This is a genomic window from Pseudomonas sp. PA1(2017), assembly GCF_001945375.1.
Lineage (GTDB): Bacteria > Pseudomonadota > Gammaproteobacteria > Pseudomonadales > Pseudomonadaceae > Aquipseudomonas.
Genome location: NZ_MSXU01000010.1, coordinates 403,322 through 420,425 on the forward strand (window position 1 = coordinate 403,322; position 17,104 = coordinate 420,425).

At 64.1% G+C, this 17,104-nt stretch carries 15 protein-coding genes and 1 pseudogene; 3 read left to right on the top strand and 13 right to left on the bottom strand.

Features of this window, described 5'->3' with window-relative positions:
- Positions 1-440: 440 nt before the first annotated feature.
- The 9 genes from BVH01_RS16350 to dinG all read right to left on the bottom strand — a co-directional run bounded on the left by BVH01_RS16350 (position 441) and on the right by dinG (position 12,475).
- The gene (locus tag BVH01_RS16350; protein ID WP_070887912.1) at positions 441-905 is read right to left on the bottom strand and encodes a hypothetical protein; all 465 of its coding nucleotides are present in this window, start codon (positions 903-905) and stop codon (positions 441-443) included.
- A gap of 187 nt (positions 906-1,092) precedes the next feature.
- On the bottom strand, positions 1,093-2,235 hold the full coding sequence (locus tag BVH01_RS16355) for a glycerate kinase (RefSeq protein ID WP_075931345.1): 1,143 nt from the start codon (positions 2,233-2,235) through the stop codon (positions 1,093-1,095).
- Positions 2,236-2,289: 54 nt separating this feature from the next.
- Positions 2,290-3,648 (bottom strand): GntP family permease, encoded by a 1,359-nt coding sequence (locus BVH01_RS16360; RefSeq protein ID WP_075931346.1) that lies wholly within the window; start codon positions 3,646-3,648, stop codon positions 2,290-2,292.
- A gap of 145 nt (positions 3,649-3,793) precedes the next feature.
- A complete protein-coding gene (locus BVH01_RS16365; protein WP_075931347.1) occupies positions 3,794-4,900 on the bottom strand; it encodes a sugar diacid recognition domain-containing protein in 1,107 nt (368 codons plus the stop codon).
- A 45-nt stretch (positions 4,901-4,945) separates the two neighbouring features.
- Positions 4,946-5,593, bottom strand: a complete 648-nt coding sequence (gene pdxH, locus BVH01_RS16370) for a pyridoxamine 5'-phosphate oxidase (RefSeq protein WP_075931348.1) — start codon at positions 5,591-5,593, stop codon at positions 4,946-4,948.
- Between the two features lie 48 nt (positions 5,594-5,641).
- Positions 5,642-6,475 (bottom strand): OmpA family protein, encoded by an 834-nt coding sequence (locus BVH01_RS16375; RefSeq protein ID WP_075931349.1) that lies wholly within the window; start codon positions 6,473-6,475, stop codon positions 5,642-5,644.
- A gap of 86 nt (positions 6,476-6,561) precedes the next feature.
- A complete protein-coding gene (locus tag BVH01_RS16380) occupies positions 6,562-7,707 on the bottom strand; it encodes a serine hydrolase domain-containing protein (RefSeq protein ID WP_075931350.1) in 1,146 nt (381 codons plus the stop codon).
- A 48-nt stretch (positions 7,708-7,755) separates the two neighbouring features.
- A complete protein-coding gene (locus BVH01_RS16385; protein WP_075931389.1) occupies positions 7,756-10,023 on the bottom strand; it encodes a beta-agarase in 2,268 nt (755 codons plus the stop codon).
- 307 nt (positions 10,024-10,330) lie between these two features.
- The gene (dinG, locus tag BVH01_RS16390) at positions 10,331-12,475 is read right to left on the bottom strand and encodes an ATP-dependent DNA helicase DinG (protein ID WP_075931351.1); all 2,145 of its coding nucleotides are present in this window, start codon (positions 12,473-12,475) and stop codon (positions 10,331-10,333) included.
- A gap of 254 nt (positions 12,476-12,729) precedes the next feature.
- Between dinG and BVH01_RS16395 the strand changes: the two genes are divergently transcribed.
- Positions 12,730-13,191: a CopD family protein gene (locus BVH01_RS16395; protein ID WP_075931352.1), complete on the top strand. Its 462-nt coding sequence runs from the start codon at positions 12,730-12,732 to the stop codon at positions 13,189-13,191.
- Positions 13,192-13,381: 190 nt separating this feature from the next.
- On the opposite strand, the gene BVH01_RS16400 is transcribed toward BVH01_RS16395, so the two are convergent.
- The 3 genes and pseudogenes from BVH01_RS16400 to BVH01_RS25010 form a co-directional block, all read right to left on the bottom strand.
- Complete coding sequence (locus BVH01_RS16400) at positions 13,382-14,146, bottom strand: collagen-like triple helix repeat-containing protein (RefSeq protein ID WP_075931353.1); 765 nt, start codon at positions 14,144-14,146, stop codon at positions 13,382-13,384.
- On the bottom strand, positions 14,134-14,445 hold the full coding sequence (locus tag BVH01_RS16405) for a DUF1145 domain-containing protein (protein ID WP_075931354.1): 312 nt from the start codon (positions 14,443-14,445) through the stop codon (positions 14,134-14,136). The genes BVH01_RS16400 and BVH01_RS16405 overlap by 13 nt, the downstream gene beginning before the upstream one ends.
- A 154-nt stretch (positions 14,446-14,599) precedes the next feature.
- A pseudogene (locus BVH01_RS25010) lies at positions 14,600-14,956 on the bottom strand (OmpA family protein); the annotation flags it as partial.
- A 442-nt stretch (positions 14,957-15,398) separates the two neighbouring features.
- Here BVH01_RS25010 and BVH01_RS16415 point away from each other — a divergent pair.
- Together BVH01_RS16415 and BVH01_RS16420 are read left to right on the top strand one after the other, a co-directional pair.
- Positions 15,399-15,896 carry a DUF6231 family protein gene (locus BVH01_RS16415; RefSeq protein WP_075931356.1) on the top strand — a complete coding sequence of 166 codons (498 nt, stop codon included), beginning with the start codon at positions 15,399-15,401 and terminating at the stop codon, positions 15,894-15,896.
- A 2-nt stretch (positions 15,897-15,898) separates the two neighbouring features.
- Positions 15,899-16,381 carry a YchJ family protein gene (locus BVH01_RS16420; protein WP_075931357.1) on the top strand — a complete coding sequence of 161 codons (483 nt, stop codon included), beginning with the start codon at positions 15,899-15,901 and terminating at the stop codon, positions 16,379-16,381.
- Between the two features lie 9 nt (positions 16,382-16,390).
- Here the strand turns inward: BVH01_RS16420 and BVH01_RS16425 are convergent, their stop codons facing one another.
- Positions 16,391-16,933 carry a hypothetical protein gene (locus BVH01_RS16425; RefSeq protein ID WP_075931358.1) on the bottom strand — a complete coding sequence of 181 codons (543 nt, stop codon included), beginning with the start codon at positions 16,931-16,933 and terminating at the stop codon, positions 16,391-16,393.
- Positions 16,934-17,104 lie beyond the last annotated feature (171 nt).

Here is a 17,104-nt window from a genome sequence, read left to right on the forward strand (position 1 = left end):
ATGTAGCCTGACGGCCAGTTAGTGTGTGCCAGAATGCGGTCGCCGGCGTCCGGCCGATCCCTGCAATGGTGTGCGTGATGCCAACCCGGCAAATGGAAAATCCACTTGCGGCAGTCCGGCTCGGAGCATTACCAAGCCAGTTACGATCTGGTCTCCGCATAACGTGCGGCCCGCTGCAACTGACTGACGGATGACCCTGAGCGTTCGACTTGTTTTTCCAGACGAAGCCCTGAAAATCCAGCCAAGAAACGCCTTCGATTATGCTTAGCTATCGACTCGGCGTCATGGATAGAATTATTACTAAAACTATCTCCAGTGCGCTTTGCGATTTGCCTAGGCACCGACCACCAGCCTCTCTAATCCGGGCTTCACGCCGCGCAAACGAAAAGGCCGAATCAGCGAACTGATTCGGCCCTGGTGCGCATTACGCCATGTCGCCGTTAATGAGTCACGCGGCTGGTGCCGTTGACGGTCATGATGCGTACACGATCGCCTACACGGAAGATCTGGTTCTCTTCGACTGCCTGCACATAAGCACGCATGCTGCCGTCATCTTCACGCACGGTGATTTCCACACCCTGGGTGCGGGTGATGCCCTCTTCAGCCGCGGCGCCCAACAGGCCACCAGCTACCGCACCAATTACGGCTGCCACCGCCGAGCCGCGGCCGCCACCAACGCCGCTGCCGGCCACGCCGCCAATCACCGCGCCCGCGCCGCCACCGATCGGCGTTTTGGTGCCTTCGATCTTCACAGGGCGCAGGGATTCGATAGTGCCCATGCGCACGGTCTGTACGGCACGCGCTTCATCGCGCGAATAGCTGTCGCCGGTCAGGCTGGATGCGCAGCCGCCGAGGGTGAGCGTCGCTGCAGCAAACAGGACAGCGAAAAGACCAGGTTTAAGCATGACGATTCTCCAGACTGGACTGATAACCCTATGACAGCTTGGCCGCCAGGACGGTCACTGTGATTGCTGACAAATTGCGTCATCTGTTCAGCAGCCGTACAGGGTGGCCAGTTCGCCACCCGACAGCAGTATAGACAGCCGAGCCAGGTAATCGTCACAACCGCCGCACAGGCGGCACGGCCAACCGCTAGCCACGTGCGCCCCGAGCGAGGCGCCAGAACCTGGCCAGATCGGCTGCACGCGCTTCGAGCTCGGGCCCGGCATTGGCACAGGCATGCTCCAGGGTGATTGGCCCAGGGGCGAGGCTGAAACAGGCTTCGATGCCGGCGTCACGTACCGCTTGATAGCCTTCGCCCAGGCTGCCGGCCAGAGCGATCACCGGTACGCCCTGAGCTTTAGCCACACGTGCGACCCCAACCGGCGTCTTGCCATGCAGGCTCTGGGCATCGAGACGCCCTTCTCCGGTAATGACCAGATCGGCGCCACGTATGGCATCGGCCAGCCCGGAAAGCTCGGCGACCAATTCGATGCCGGGACGAAAGCGTGCGCCGAGAAATGCCTTGGCGGCGAAGCCCAGGCCGCCGGCGGCACCGACGCCGGGAAATGTACTGAAGTCCTCACTCAGTGCCTCACCGACCACTTCGGCCAGGCGTGCCAGGGCTGCATCGAGCTCCTCCACCTGCTCCGGGCTCGCGCCCTTCTGCGGGCCGAACACCGCCGATGCGCCTTTGGGCCCGCACAGTGGATTATCCACATCCGCCGCGACGTCGACCTGCACGCCCTGTAGCCGCTCGTCCAACCCGCTGAGGTCAACGCGTTGCAGCGAAGCCAGAGCCGCGCCACCTGGGCGCAGCTCATTGCCGACCGCGTCGAGAAAACGTACGCCCAGCGCCCGCAGCAGCCCGCTGCCACCATCGTTGGTAGCGCTGCCACCAAGACCGAGGATGATTCGCGTGGCCCCGGCATCCAGAGCGGCAGTGATCAACTCGCCCGTTCCGTAACTGCTGGTCACCCGAGCATCGCGCTGGGCGCTCGGCACCCAGTGCAGTCCGCTGGCAGCGGCCATCTCGATCACTGCCGTGCCGTCGCCCAACCAGCCCCAATGGGCATTCACCGGAGTGGCCAGCGGCCCCATCACGGACAGTTCGCGACGTTCACCTCCCGTTGCCGCAAGTACCGCATCCACGGTGCCCTCCCCACCATCGGCCATGGGGCAGAGGGCGATCTCGGCGTCCGGGTATACGGCTAGCCAGCCGCGAGCGATGGCCTGGGCCACCTCGGGCGCGCTCAGGCTCTCCTTGAAGGAATCAGGAGCGATGACGATTTTCATGCAGACGACCTCGAAAAACAGCGCGGCGCCCTCGAGCGCCGCGATTGAACAGGCTTACAGGAGAACCAGGCTCAGCAGCCATACCGTGGTAATACCCACCAGGCCCTGAATCAGCGTAGCCATGGTTTGTGCGCGGTAGGCAACGGCCACCGGCATGCGACTGAACTGGGTGACGACCCAGAAGTAGCTGTCGTTGGCGTGCGAAACGGTCATGCCTCCGGCGCCGATGGCCAGAACGGTGAGTACGCGACCCATTTCGCTGTCCAGGCCGATCTGCCCAAGCAGTGGTGCAACCATCGCCGAGGTGGTGACCATAGCCACGGTAGTAGAACCCTGTGCGGTCTTCAGCGCAGCAGCGACCAAGAACGGCATGAACAAACCGATACCCAGCGCGGACAGCGTGCTGCCCAGATAGGCGCCCAGCGGCGAGGCGCTGAGCACGGCGCCGAATGCCCCACCAGCACCGGTGATCAGGATGATCGGCGCAGCGGACAGGATGCCATCGGTCACCCGGTCATGTAGCTGCTGACGCTTGCCGTTACCCCGCAGCAGCGTACAGGCCAGCACCAGACCGACCAGCAGGGCCACCACCGGCTGCCCCAGGAAGCTCAGCACCGCCTGCAGCGTGCCGTCGCCCAGCGGGCGGCTGGGGAACACCGAGATCGAACCCAGGCAGATCAGTGCGATGGGTACCAGAATCGGCGCGAAGGCCTGGGTGGCGCTAGGCAGCACGCCGTACTTTGCCTTCAGCGCCTCGAAATCCTCGGCACCGGGCATCGGTGTGCCGTCGTCTTCCAGCGCGATATCCTTGCCAACGAAACGGTTGGCCCACAACAAGCCGGCGAGCGCGGAAACCATGGCCACGAACAGGCCCACGGCGATCACCAGGCCCAGGCTCGACTCGAGACCGAGGTTGCCGGCCGCTGCGATCGGCCCTGGAGTCGGCGGCACGAAGGTGTGAGTGGCATACAACCCGGTCGCCAGGGCAACGCTCATGGCGATCACCGACACTTTCATGCGCGCAGCCAGGGCGTTTTTAAGGGAGTTGAGGATGATGTAGCCGGAATCACAGAACACCGGAATCGACACGATGTAGCCGATGATCGACATGGTCAGCGTCGGGAAGCGTTCTCCCAGCAGCTTGATCACCGTCTCGGCCAGGGTAATGGCCGCGCCGCTGCGCTCGAGAATCACGCCGATGATGGTGCCCAGCACGATCACCACGCCGATGTTGCCCAGAATGCCGCCGAAGCCCGTAGCGACAGTCTTGAGAATGTCCTGATGAGGTAACCCATAGGCGAAGCCCGCGACGATCGCGGCAATCAGCAAGGCAAGAAAGGGATGCAGCTTGAGACGCGTCGTCGACACCACGATAAAGGCGATCAGTGCGACCAGGATCAGAACCAGAACCATGCCGGTTTCCTCTTGTTGTTATGTGAGTTGCCAGGTGCTCGGCATTGTCACCCAGTAACGAGGGACGACACCCTGTTCACTCGCACAACAACAAAGCGCAACGAAAAGCCCATATTGTGCACCCGCACCACTAACGCCCGAGAGGTCACTCGGGCTCTATCAGCCCCAGCCCAAGCGACAGTTGCAGGCGCCGATCCAGACGTGTCAGTTCGACACCGCTGAGTTCGCCGATTCGCTCCAGGCGATAGCGCAGGGTGTTGCGGTGGATGCCCAAGGCGTCGGCGCAGCTCTGCACCTGACCGTCATGGGCGCACCAGGCCTCGAGGGTAGCGCGCAGCACGCCGTTGGCATCCTGCGCCAGCACCTGCCGCAATGGCGCCAGCCAGCCCTGCAGCAACCAGCTGTGGCGCTGGGCATGTAGCAAGGTGGCCAGGCGATGCTCGTCGAGTGCCAGCACCCGCAACGATGGGTGTCGCGCCGTAGCGAAGGCTTGCAGATCACGCAGTGCCAGGCAGGCCTGACGCAACTGCTCGAGGGAGTGCAGCGGATCGCTGACCAGCAGGCGCGTCACGCCCCAGCTTCGCTGATCCGCCGCCTCCAGCCATTGCCGGTCATCCTGGCCCGCCACGAGAGGCCGACACCAGACCAGCTCGCGCATCCCCAGCGGCGCACACAAATGCTCCTTCTTGCCAGCCAGGGCGGCGAGCAGGCGCGCCCGCTGCGCCAGGGGCTCGCCCTGTTCCTGCAGTTCCAGCAGGCACACCTGACGCGGCCAACTCAGTGCCAACCCCTGCCGTTCGGCATCGGCAGCCAGTGCCGTGACACTGACCACCGGATCGAACAACTGGCGCAGCCAGGAATCCAGCTGATGCCGCTGCCAATGGCGCTCGGCCTGCACCTGACGCTGCTCGACCAGCATCTCCGCGGCCATGCGCACCAGCTCGGCATAGGGCCTTACCACCTCGGGATCACCGGTGATGCCGAGCACGCCAATCAGCTCGTCGGCGTGCAGCAGCGGCAGATTCACCCCCGGGCGCACGCCGCGCAGGCAGGTCGCGGCCTGCTCGTCGATCTCCACCACCCGACGGTTAGCCAGCACCAATTGGGCACCTTCATGGCGGGTATGCAGCCGCAGTGGGTCGCCGCTGCCGATGATCATGCCCTGGGCATCCATCACATTGATGTTGTACGGCAGGATGGCCATGGCGCGATCAACGATGTGCTGGGCCAGGGTGGAATCGAGCTCAAGCATACTGGAGTCTGCGTGATAGAGGCCGACAGTGCCGGCCCGAGGACGTCAGGGCGCCAGGCGCTGGCGCAACCAGGCTTCGCCTTCGCGGCGATAGTCGAGACGATCGTGCAGACGGCTGGCACGACCCTGCCAGAACTCGATGCGCTCGGGCAGCAGACGGTAACCGCCCCAATGCGGCGGACACTCCGGCGCATGGTCGGCGAAGCGCCGTTCGGTTTGCGCAAGCAGACCTTCGAGCTCACCGCGGTCGTGAATCACCCGGCTCTGGGGCGACGCCCAGGCACCGAGACGGCTGCCCAGCGGGCGCACCTGGAAGTAGGCATCGGATTCAGCGGGCGTGACCCGCTCGACACGGCCCTCGATGCGCACCTGGCGTTCCAGGGTCGGCCAGAAGAAGGTCAGCGCGGCAAAGGGGTTGGCCTGCAACTGCTCGCCCTTGGCGCTCTGGTAGTTGCTGAAGAAGGTGAAGCCTTGCTCGTCCAGACCTTTGAGCAGCAGCACACGGCAGTGCGGCCGACCATCGGCGTCGACGGTCGCCAGAGTCATGGCGTTGGGTTCTACGGGCAGTTGCTCGGTTTTCACCGCGTCGGCGAACCAGCTTCTGAACAGCGCGAGGGGCTCCAGCGGCGCCTGATCCTCGCTCAACCCGTCACGGGTGTAGTCACGGCGCATGTCGGCCAGGGTCTGAGTCATGAGCGTACTCTCGAAAGCGACAAAGCCCCTAGCTTAACGGGAGAAGCCTTATTTGGCTTGATCTGCGGCAACCACTTTCTTGGCATCGGCCAGCTTGGTGGTGCTCTTGGCAGCCGGTTTGTCAGCGGCTTTGGCTACTGCCTTGGTCGCCGGTTTGGCGGCTGGCTTGGCCGCGGCCTTTGGCTTGGCAGACGCTTTGGCCACGGTTTTGGCTGCCGGTTTGGCGTCAGCCTTGGCAGAAGCTTTCTCGGCAGGCTTGTCGGCGGCGGCAATGGCGGTGGCGGCAGCCGGTGCCGGATCCGGGGTACTGTATTTGGCGATCAGGGCCTGCAGGGTGTCCTGGCGGGTCAGCAGAATCTCCACGCGGCGGTTGAGTTCACGCCCATTGGCGCTGTCGTTGGCGGCGCGCGGCATGTCCGGGCCCATGCCCTTGACCATCAGGCGATCCTGCTTGAGACCGCTGAGGCGGAAGATGGCGGTGAACGCACGCGCACGCTCGAGGCTCAGCTCGCGGTTGGTCTCCAGGGCACCGCTGCTGTCGGCGTGGCCGAGTACCAGCACGCCGACCTTGCTGTCTTTCTCCATTACCTTGGCCACGCGGGTGATCGGGCCCAGGGTGACCGGCAGGAGCATGCCCGGGCGATCCGGGTTGAAGGAGCCCTTGACCGGCGCGGTGACCACCAGCAGGTTCTCGCGACGCTCCATTTCGAAGTTGCTGTCCTTGATGGCTTCACGCACCAGCGGCTCGTACTCGTCAAGCCAGGCCTGGGTGACTTCCGGCGGCGGCATGGGGACCGGCTTGGGATCTTCCTTCTTCTCGAACAGGGAGCAACCTGTCAGCAGTACGCAAAGCGCCAGCGCGCAAGTCTTATAGGAAAGCATCGGTTCATCCATCTAATCGGTCGAAGTCACCCGGGTAACCCGGAGTCAGCTAAAAGCGTTACTGCGCAACAGTTTAAGCGCGGTTCTTAAAAACACTCACATAAGATAACCGCAAGTTTCTGTGCCCGCGGATCCATTAAGACGAACGGCCCCAAGTTATTCGTAACGAAACCGAAGCTCACGTCGCGCTGCGGGTCGGCGAAGCCGGTGGTGCCGCCTGCACCCGGGTGGCCGAAGGCACCTGGGCCCATGCCGTAGGTGGCATTGGCCACGGCGGGCTGGTCGAGCATGCAACCGAGGCCGAAACGGGTCGGCGTCAGCAATGTTCTGTCCTCACCGACACTGTGCTCGCGGGTGAGTTCAGCGAGCAGTTCGCTGTCGAGCAGGCTGCCATCGAGCAGGCCGCTGTAGAAACCGGCCAGGCTGCGCGCATTGCCATGGCCATTGGCGGCGGGTTGCTGCATGCGTCGCCACTCGGGTTTGTTGGTGCTGGTCATGATCGACGGCGGGTTGGCGAAGGCTCGCGTGGTCATCGCCTGGGCGTCGCTCATCATGGTCTTGAGCATCCGCTGCGCCGCCGCGTCGCCGAGGTTGCCCTTGCCCCGACTGATGGTCGCCACGCGATGAAACTCCTCGTCGGCCAAGCCGACGTGGAAATCCAGGCCCAGCGGCTTGGCGGTACGGGCAACGATCGACTCACCGGGCTCGCGCCCCTCGACACGCCGCAGCAGCTCTCCGACCAGCCAGCCAAAAGTGATCGGCGCGTAGCCATGCCCCTCACCCAAGGCCCACCAGGGCGCCTCGGCGGCCAGCGCATCGGTCATGGTTTGCCAATCGTAGAGTGCTTCGGCCGGCAGGCTCTGGCGAATCGCCGGCAGCCCGGCCTGGTGGCTGAGCAGGTGACGCAAAGTGATGCGCTCCTTGCCGGCCGCGGCGAACTCCGGCCAGTAGCGGGCCACTGGCGCATCCAGTTCCAGTTTGCCTTCGGCCACCAATTGCAAGGCGGTGACCGCCGTAAAGGGTTTGGTGCAGGAGAACAGATTGAGGATGGTATCGCTGTGCCAGGCCTGCTGGCCGTCCTTGTCAGCGACACCGGCCCAGATGTCCACCACGGTTTCGCCGCCCACCTGCACGCAGAGCGCCGCGCCGCGCTCCTGGGGGTCGTCGAACAGCGCCGCGAAGGCATCTTTTACCGTTTCGAACTTGAGGTCGAAGTAACCCTGAATCTGCACAGACTGCTCCTGCATGGGAAAGGCGCCAGGCCAGCTGGCGCAGGATGATTAAGGCTTGGGCTCGGCGGCGGCTGGCGCGGTGCCCTCGCTAGCCGGTTCGGCGGCCGGTGCCGCACCCTCCGCAGGCGCAGCATCCGGTTTCGGCTCGGGCTCCTTGGCGGCGTGCTCGAGCACCAGCGGCGGCACGCTGAGGTTGGCCTTGCGCACGGCACCGACGAAGCCGTCCCATGGCCGATCGGTGATCGCCACCAGCCCCAGATGGCCGTTCTCACCATCGAGCAGGCGCCCGGTGACCGGCTGATCGAGGTACTGGAACCAGTGCACGCCGACGATCTGTGGCTCTTCCAGGGCTTTCTTCAGGAAGTTGGCATAGGCCGGGCCACGCTCCTCCTCCTTGTACACCTCGGCGACACCACCCCAGAACGGCCCGCGATCACGGGAGCCGAAATGGAATTCGGTGACCAGCAGCGGCTTGTCCAGTTTGCGCAGGGCCTCGAAGTCGTAACCCTGCTGCGGCTCGCGGGTGTAGAAGTTGAAGCTCAGCACGTCGCAATACTCGGCGCAGGCCTCTACCGCCTCGGGAATGCTCGCGGAGAAACGCCCGCCCAGCAGCAGGTGGTTGGGCGTATGCCAGTCCAGCGAGTCGGCGATGGTCTTGAAGTAGGTATCGGCGAACAGCCGCAGGAAGCGCTTCATGTCGCTTTCGATAGCCGGGTAGGCCGGGTTGACCGGTGGCGCTTCGAAGCCTGGGTCTTCCATCAGCTCCCAGGCCTTGAGATCGATGCCCCAGGCCTTGGACAGCCCTTCCTGGTTGCGGTACTTGTCGCGCAACTGCTTGAGGAAGGCGCGCTTGGCCGGCACGTCGGTAGTCAGGCGCAGCGTGGCGTAGGCCAACGCATAGCGTGACAGTGGATCTTCCGCCCGGCCGGCCCAGGCCAGTTCGTTGTCGGCGTAATACCCCATCACCCAGGGGTCGTCACGGTGGTCGCGGGTGGCGATGGCGATGGCGCGCTCGGCGGCCATGGCGAAGCGCGGATCGAACGGGTCAGGCATGCCGCCCCACCAGTCGATACCGGTGCTGATGGTCGCGTAGTCGCCATGGATCGACAGCGGAATACTGTAAGGCATGCGCTTGTCGAGGGCGAAATCGTTGTCGCTCCAGTTGCCAAGGGTGTTGAAGCCCCACGCCTGCAGGCGATTCTGCGCCCGCTCGCGCCACGCCTGCGGCTTCTGCTCACCATAGGTGCGCTGCAGGTTGGCACTGTAGAAGTCATACCAGCGACCACTGTCGAAATCGCGACCGCGGTTGGCACCGGTGTCCGACTGGCTGTCGCTGCTGCCGTAGAACGCGGCCAGCGGCTCGCCCTCTGCCGGCAGCGCGCTGAAAATCTTCTCGCGCCCTTCGATGTAGGTCTGGCTCTGGGTACCGATTACCGTGTTCACGCCCAGCGAATAGAAGGGATTGCCCTCCGGAGTGACCAGGAACCAGCGGCCGCCGCGCTTCTCGGTGCGGAAAAACCCGGTGGCCTCGAACGACGGACCGCCGATCCAGCCACCGTAGATGTCCTGCCTGGGGTGGTCGGCCTGCCAGGCTTTCAGCTGTTTGTCTTCCTGGGCGACGCCCTGGCGCAACTGTTCGTCGTTCTTGATCTTGCCCGGCCAGTCGCGTCGGCTGAACTGTCCGTAGCCGTCGACGATACCCTTGTAGGCCTGCTCCAGATCGTCACTGCCACGCACCCCGAAGCGCCCCAGCAATATGTGCTGCGCAGCCTGGGGGTTGGGGATCGACAGAGTCACGGCGGAGACGTTCTTGACGTCGATCTCGCCCTTCACGGTTTCCGCCAACAGCAGCAGGCGGCCATCGTAGCGCCATGGCATCGGCGCCCCGGCGCGCATGCCCTGGGCGCGCGGCGAGGTAGCGCCCAGCGGCATCAACAGCGTCTGCGCCGGGCCGGCTGGCAGAGCGATCTGGCTGGTCAGGCGCTTGCCATCGGCGCTTTCGATGGTGACGTCCAGGGTCAGCGCCCAATCCATGGCGTTCTGCACGCGTAGGCTCATGGCGCTCGCCTCGGACCAGTCCCAGGTACCGGTTTGCGGCGTCAAACGCAGGGTCGGGCGCTCACTGGGGTTGAAGCTCACCCGGCGCAGAATCTCGCCTTGGGCGGCACTTTCGGCGGTGACGCTGGGCAGGTAAGCGTTGTCACCAGACACCTGCACGGCGTCCATGGGCCGCACGAAGTTGAACAGCTCCTGGCGATCGGCCGCGTGGCCCAGAGCCGGCAGGCCGAGCAGCGTGACCAGCGCCAGACGCCGCATCGCCAAGGGATGTCGAGGACGGGCTGCAGCGATGCACAGTGACAGAACTTTGGTGACCAGACCGGCGGGTGCGTGCGCTTCGCACTGCCCCGAACGATCGGCCGACAGCAGCCAGGTGTTGACCTTCAAGACCCCTTCTCCCCGCAACTCGACGACGAATATGAGTGCCCGCGACAATCCCGTCACGAGCCTTTTGCCGCGCATCACGCGCGCAGGCGCAATAGTGCGACAGATGGGGGCTTTACCGCAAAGCCCGCATGTCCGATGACGGGCCAGCAGCAGTTTTTTTTACCAGGGCAGCAGGCGTTCAGCTGATTTCCCGTCGAAACGGCGGTAGCGCATTGAGGATCGCCTTGCCGTAACGCTGGGTGACCACACGCCGATCCAGCAGGGTGATGGTGCCGCGATCCTCCTCGGTACGCAGCAGGCGCCCACAGGCCTGCACCAGGCGCAGCGAAGCATCGGGCACGGCGATTTCCATGAACGGATTACCGCCACGCGCTTCGATCCATTCGGCCAGGGCTGCTTCGACCGGATCGTCCGGCACGGCGAAGGGAATCTTGGCGATCACCACGTGTTCGCAATAGGCACCCGGCAGGTCGACGCCCTCGGCAAAGCTGGCCAGGCCGAACAGCACGCTTTCCTCGCCGCTGTCGACCCGCGCCTTGTGCTTGTTGAGGGTTTCCTGCTTGGACAGGTTGCCCTGGATGAACACGCGCTTGCGCCAGTCGCGCTCCAGGCCGTCGAACACGTCCTGCATCTGCCGGCGCGAGGAAAACAGCACCAGCGTGCCGCGCGAGCCCTGCACCAGCGTCGGCAGTTCGCGGATGATCGCCGCGGTGTGCTCGGCGGCATTGCGCGGGTCCGCCTTGAGATCCGGCACGCGCAGCACACCGGCGTCGGCATGGTGGAACGGGCTCGGCACCACCGCGGTGGCGGCCACCTTCGGCAAACCGGCACGCATGCGGTAGCGGTCGAAGGTACCCAGCGCGGTGAGCGTCGCCGACGTGACCAGCGCCCCGTAGGCGACACTCCACAGGTTACGCCGAAGGGTTTCGGCCGCCAGGATCGGGCTGGCGTTGACCTCGATATCGAACAACGCGCCGCTTTCGGCCAGGGTCAGCCAGCGCGCCATGGGCGGACTGTTCTCGGGGTCTTCACTGGTGAACGCCAGCCAAAGTTCCCAGGTACCCTGGGCCCGCGCCAACAGGCTGCCGAACAGCGGGTACCACTCTTCGGCCTGGTGGCTAGCAATGCCGATGCTGGTCTCGCCGTCCATGGCCTCCTTGAGTTTTTCGGTCACGCCGGTGAACAGATCGTTGAGCTTGGAAAAGCCTTTCTTCAGCTCCAGCCCCAACTCGATCAGGTGCTCGGGCACCACGCCGCCGATGAACCGGTGACGTGGCCGTTCGCGGCCTTCCATGTCTTCGCCGGGTTTGAAGTCGGCCACCTGTTCGCAGGCGCTGAACATGAACTGCTGATGGGTCTTCAGTTCGCGGGCCAACTCCGGCACCTGCTCGATCAGCCGACCGAGATCACCCGGCAGCGGGTGCTGGGCCAGGAGCTTGGTGAGGTTCTTGGCGATCTGCTCCAGCCAGTCCGCCGTGGAGCGCAGCCGGGTGAAGTGAGCGAAGTGGCCGATGGCCTTGTCCGGCAGGTGGTGGCCTTCATCGAACACGTACAGGGTGTCACGCGGGTCGGGCAGCACCGCACCGCCACCCAGGGCGAGATCGGCCAGCACCATATCGTGGTTGGTGACGATGACATCGACCTTGCCCATGCCCTCGCGGGCCTTGTAGAAGGTGCATTGCCCGAAATTCGGGCAGTGGCGGCCGGTGCACTGGCTGTGATCGGTGGTCAATTGCGCCCAGCGGCTGTCTTCCAGCTCCTGCGGCCAGCTGTCACGGTCGCCGTCCCATTTGTTGCCGGCAAGCTTCTCGATCATGCTGGTGAACAGCTTCTGGCCTTCCTCATCCACGTCGATGCGAAAGCCTTCTTCCTCGAACAGCTGCGCCGTGGAACTCTGCGCCTGGCCTTCCTGCAGCAACACATCGAGCTTGGACAGGCACAGGTAACGGCCGCGGCCCTTGGCCAGGGCGAAGCTGAAGCTGAGGCCGCTGTTGCGCATCAGGTCGGGCAGATCCTTGTGCACGATCTGCTCCTGCAGCGCCACGGTGGCAGTCGCCAATACCAGGCGCTTGCCGGCCGCCTTGGCGGTAGGAATGGCGGCCATGCAGTAGGCCACGGTCTTGCCGGTACCGGTGCCGGCCTCGACGGCCACCACGGCGGGGTCGCCAAGCCGGCGACCTTCATCGTCGGCCTTGATGGTGCCCAGCACCTTGGCCACCTCGGCGATCATCAGGCGCTGCCCATAGCGAGGTTTGAGGCCCTTGGATTCGAGAAAACGGGTGTAGGCGCCCTGAATCTGGGTCTTGAGTTCGGTGCTGAGCATTAAGGATCTTGGCTGCGAAAAGGCTGGATATATTTTCAGTATTCGAAAACGGTCGCTATCATAACGCGCCTATCGTCCGTGTGCTGACTCGCTTGCCGACTCCCGATGAAGAGCACGGCTGTCAAGCGGCCCGGGCGCGACTTTCTGAAACCGATCACCGCAGGTCGAGAGCGACCGGCCGATGCTACAGGACCAGCCAAATAGAAGGCTGCACAGCGTCGTCGAGGTGATCCGCTGGCTACCGGAGTGCGTGAATGCCCCCCTACTCTCTCGTCTACACCTTGCATCTGCTCGCGGCACTGATCTGGGTCGGCGGCATGTTCTTCGCGTGGATGGTGCTGCGCCCGGCGACCGGCACGCTGCAAGCCCCGGAGCGCCTGACGCTGTGGCTGGAGGTGTTTCGCCGCTTCTTCGTGTGGGTGTGGATCGCCGTCGTGCTCCTGCCGGTCAGCGGCATCGGCCTGCTGCACATGGGCTTCAGCGGTTTCGATGGGGCACCGCGCTACGTGCAGGTGATGATGGGCCTTTACTTGGCGATGCTGGCGCTATTCCTGCGCATCCAGGCCTTGCAGTTGCCAGGCATGCGCCGCGCCGTCGAAGCGCAGGACTGGCCCACGGCAGGTGCCGTACTGGGACGTATCCGCCGCCTGGTCGCCTTCAACCTTCTGCTTGGCGTGGCGGTGGTGGCGCTTGCCGCGGCGCGTCCGAGCCTCTAATGAAAAAGGGCCTGTGACAGGCCGTGTGAAAACGTAGCGAGCGAAGGTCAGGCAAGGCAAAAACCGGCGAAAAAGCGCAGTTTACGAGCTGTAAATGAGCTTTTTGACTGGGCTGGCATTCCAGCCGGTTTTTAACGCCGCATGACCGAGCGCAGTAGTTTTCACACGGCCTGCTGAAGGCCCTTTTCGCTCAAAAGCGCACCACATCCAGCCGACCGGCATGGCCCGCGGCGCCGGGTTGCCCTGCGCTGCCCGGGCGACCATCCAGGCCGGCGCTGGTGCTGTAGATCCAGCAGCCCTTGCTCGCCCCACCGCTGCCGGCATTGCCAGCCGTACCCGCTGCACCGCCCGCGCCACCATCGAGGCGTGCTTGCAGATGCTCGACGGGGAAGTCGCTGGGCACTTCCAGGCGGATCTGCCCGCCCGCTGCGCCGGGGTGACCATCGGTACCGTCCTGGCCGTCATGGCCGGCGCTGGCCTTGCCCCAGGCACAACCGCCGGCCTTGCCGTTGGCGCCATCCAGGCCGGTGTAACCCGCCGCACCGCGGCCGCCACGCGCATCGAGCAGCCATGGCTCGGTGGTCACCGACTGCATGCGAATCACCAGCGTACGTCCGGGAATTGCCGCCTGCCGCGCAGTGCCTGGCGCCCCAGGCGCACTGATCTGGGCGCCCGAGGCGATCCGCCCGGTGCCGATATCCAGCAGCAAGCGCTCATTCGACGGCGCGATGGCGATCTGCGCGTCGTGGCCCAGTTGCAGCTCACCGATATGCAGTTCGCTGATACCGGCAGGAATCAGCAGCGTGCCGCTGTCGGCGACCGCCACGCGATCGAGCTGCAACACGCTGCCGTGGGCCGACAGGCGCGTGAAGTTGTGGGAGTCGACTTCGATAACGGCCGCCGCCATGGTCACCAGAGGGCAGCACAGAGCTGCCAGCACAATCAGCTTGCGCATAGGGCGGTCTCCTCGGTATTCAGCGGAGCAGCTACCGCCACGCGCTCGGCTGCGGAAAGCGACCACAGATGAAACATGCCGAAGGCCACCACCTTGGCACGCTCGATTGCCACGCGGGGCTGTGCCCGAATCGCCGAATTGAAAAGCACCAGCTCCGTCAGGTGCAGGCCCAGCACGGCAAGGCCGGCGAGCGTCAGCAGCTGCGCGAACGGTTGGGCATACGGGGAGATAAGATTGGTCAACACGACGCACCAGAACAGCGTCGTCAACAGCTTGCCCAGTCCTGCAATAACGTTCATAGCCCGCCCCATCCCACATTGTGAATGTGCGGCACATTACTGCGTTTACGGGTTGGGAAACAGAGGGTCAGACAGAAAACGATGTCCATTGCGTGACACCGTGTTCCTGACCGGCACGGGGCCGGTCAGGATGCTCACGAAGGCCGAGTCAGGCTTATGGCCGGGCTTCGACTTCCGCTTCCACACGACGGTTGATCGCACGGCCTTCTTCGGTGGCGTTGTCAGCAACCGGACGGCTTTCACCATAGCCGACTGCGTTGACGCGGGTACCGCCCACGCCGTACTGATTGACCAGCACCTCACGAACGGCGTTTGCACGGCGCTCGGACAGTTTCTGGTTGTAGGCGTCGGTACCAACGGAGTCGGTATGGCCTTCAACCACGGTAGTGGTCTGCGGGTATTGCTTCATGAAATCAGCCAGGCTCTGGATGTCGCCCATGCTTTCCGACTTGACTTGCGCCTTGTCGAAATCGAACTTGACGTCCAGCTCTACACGTACGGCTTCGGCAACCGGCTCAGGAGCGACGGTTTCTTCGACAATGACGGTTTCTTCCACAACCGCCACTTGCTGATCGTCAGCGCCGTGAACCCAGCAATAGGCAGCGGCGAAACCGGCACCAATTACCGCACCACCACCTGCCCAGGCCGAACTTTCGATGGCACCCAGAGCAGCACCGCTGACACCACCAACGGCAGCGCAGGTCGGCCAGTCGGATTTCTGGACGCCAGCGCAGCCCGTCAGAAAGGTGGACGCAATGATCAGGGGTACCGCTTTCCTTGTAATACTCATATGCAAGTCTCCTAATGGGAATCGGCGCAAAAACCGACACTCTGGATTAAAGACGCCCGCTTTTAAATCTGCCAGACATCACTACGACATTACTGTAGGCCGAACAGTTCTAGTTGAATGTGAACATGCGCGGTAGTCTTTCGTGATCGCTTCGAGGTTTCTGATGACGCAGATCACATCCCCCCGCACGCCCCAACAATCGCTGGCCGCTCTACTGCAACGTTATGCGCCGTCCCGACTGCTTCTGGTGAGCGCCAGCGAACAGCCAGCAGTGAATGCCTATCAACAGGCACATCCGCACAGCCAGATCGCTCACGCCGCCCCCGGAAGCCTCGCCGGCGACCTGGCGGCGCAGCGTTTCGACCTCGCCGTGGTGGTCGATTGCCTGGAGCACTTGCAACGCAAGGACGGCCTGCAGTTGCTCGGTGGCATTCGCAATCTCAACGCCAGCCGCATGGCGGTGCTGGTCGACCTGCCCGCCTGTGGCTGGAAAGACACCGATTTCTTCGCCCTCGCTCTGCAGGTCAGTGAACGCTTCGCGCGCGACGAGCAGGTGCTCAGCCTGTTCACCTACGATTTGCTGGAATACAAACAGGCGCCCGACTGGCTGAACGCCAAGTTCTGGGCCAACCCGGAGAATTTTGGAAAGTACTGGTGGTAAGCATGAAACCTGACGCGATTCCAAGCGGCTGCCCATGCGGCAGCGGCGACTCGCTCGCCGACTGTTGCGGGCGCTATCACGATGGCGCGGCGGCGCCTTGCGCCCAGAGCCTGATGCGCTCGCGCTACAGTGCCTACGTGCTGGGCAATGTGGATTATCTGTTGGCGACCTCGCTGCCGGCGCAGCAGGCGAAGCTGGACATGGACGGCATTCGCGCCTGGAGCCTGCAGAGCACCTGGCTGGGCCTGGAGGTCGAGCACTCGGAATTGCTCGGCGGCCAGCCCGAACATGCCCGCGTAACCTTCGTGGCCCGCTGGCACGACGCCGATGGTGAACACAGCCACCGCGAGCGCTCGGCCTTCGTGCAGAACGCTGGCCGCTGGTACTTCATCGACCCGACCGTGGGTTTGCAAGCCGGCCGCAACGACCCGTGTCCATGCGCCAGCGGCCAGAAATTCAAGAAATGCTGCGCGACCTACCTCTAGGGGTGAACCTCAAAGCAGCTTGAGATGCGAGGTATCCGGCGCTGGCGCTGCCGGTGCAGGCTTGGCCTGGCCCATGTCGCTGCCCACCGGCGCCAGGCTGAACGAAGACAGATCCAGATCGGGCGCCGCCACCGGCGCCTTGCCGTCCTGCAGATCCGCCCCCAATGCGGCGACCCCGAAATCCGGCGCATCCACATCGACGAACGCGGCCATGTACTCGTCCCGCGGCGCAACCACCAATCGCCCGGTGGACTGTGCCGAGGCCTGGCTGACCAGTGCGGCCGGTGGCGGTGGCGCCAGCTCGATTTCCTCGATGACCTGGGCGTCGGTGTCGACCACCTCGACCCGAGCCCCGGCGCGCTCCAGCGTGCTGCGGTACTTCTCGGCACCGGCCTCGTCCAGATTGTTCTTGATCACCACGCGGCGCCCGGAAAACAGCTGGGCGATTCGCTGTGCATCGGCCTGGAACAGTTTGGCCAGATTGGCCTGAACCACCTCCAGCTGAGCACCGGGCACCAGCTCACCGGAAAATGCGATCTCGTATCGCGCCATCATCCCTTCCTTCTCGTCGGCTCGCCGCGCCATTTCGGCCACGGCAATAAAACCTAAATGCATGCAGGCCAGTATGACGCAGCTTTTTGCGCACGCACGAGCATCAGTCGGCATTTTCCCTTGCGAGCTGCACTGCGCAATGAAATGACAACAGGCCTAGGGTAGCCAAGC

What these genes read in the sequence shown, in the direction of transcription:
- BVH01_RS16355 (WP_075931345.1), bottom strand. Translation starts at nt 2,235, where the DNA reads ATGAAAATCGTCATCGCTCCTGATTCCTTCAAGGAGAGCCTGAGCGCG.
- pdxH (WP_075931348.1), bottom strand. Translation starts at nt 5,593, where the DNA reads ATGACTCAGACCCTGGCCGACATGCGCCGTGACTACACCCGTGACGGG.
- BVH01_RS16350 (WP_070887912.1), bottom strand. Translation starts at nt 905, where the DNA reads ATGCTTAAACCTGGTCTTTTCGCTGTCCTGTTTGCTGCAGCGACGCTC.
- BVH01_RS16360 (WP_075931346.1), bottom strand. Translation starts at nt 3,648, where the DNA reads ATGGTTCTGGTTCTGATCCTGGTCGCACTGATCGCCTTTATCGTGGTG.
- BVH01_RS16425 (WP_075931358.1), bottom strand. Translation starts at nt 16,933, where the DNA reads ATGGCGCGATACGAGATCGCATTTTCCGGTGAGCTGGTGCCCGGTGCT.
- BVH01_RS16375 (WP_075931349.1), bottom strand. Translation starts at nt 6,475, where the DNA reads ATGCTTTCCTATAAGACTTGCGCGCTGGCGCTTTGCGTACTGCTGACA.
- BVH01_RS16365 (WP_075931347.1), bottom strand. Translation starts at nt 4,900, where the DNA reads ATGCTTGAGCTCGATTCCACCCTGGCCCAGCACATCGTTGATCGCGCC.
- BVH01_RS16415 (WP_075931356.1), top strand. Translation starts at nt 15,399, where the DNA reads ATGACGCAGATCACATCCCCCCGCACGCCCCAACAATCGCTGGCCGCT.
- BVH01_RS16405 (WP_075931354.1), bottom strand. Translation starts at nt 14,445, where the DNA reads ATGAACGTTATTGCAGGACTGGGCAAGCTGTTGACGACGCTGTTCTGG.
- BVH01_RS16420 (WP_075931357.1), top strand. Translation starts at nt 15,899, where the DNA reads ATGAAACCTGACGCGATTCCAAGCGGCTGCCCATGCGGCAGCGGCGAC.
- BVH01_RS16385 (WP_075931389.1), bottom strand. Translation starts at nt 10,023, where the DNA reads ATGCGGCGTCTGGCGCTGGTCACGCTGCTCGGCCTGCCGGCTCTGGGC.
- BVH01_RS16400 (WP_075931353.1), bottom strand. Translation starts at nt 14,146, where the DNA reads ATGCGCAAGCTGATTGTGCTGGCAGCTCTGTGCTGCCCTCTGGTGACC.
- dinG (WP_075931351.1), bottom strand. Translation starts at nt 12,475, where the DNA reads ATGCTCAGCACCGAACTCAAGACCCAGATTCAGGGCGCCTACACCCGT.
- BVH01_RS16395 (WP_075931352.1), top strand. Translation starts at nt 12,730, where the DNA reads ATGCCCCCCTACTCTCTCGTCTACACCTTGCATCTGCTCGCGGCACTG.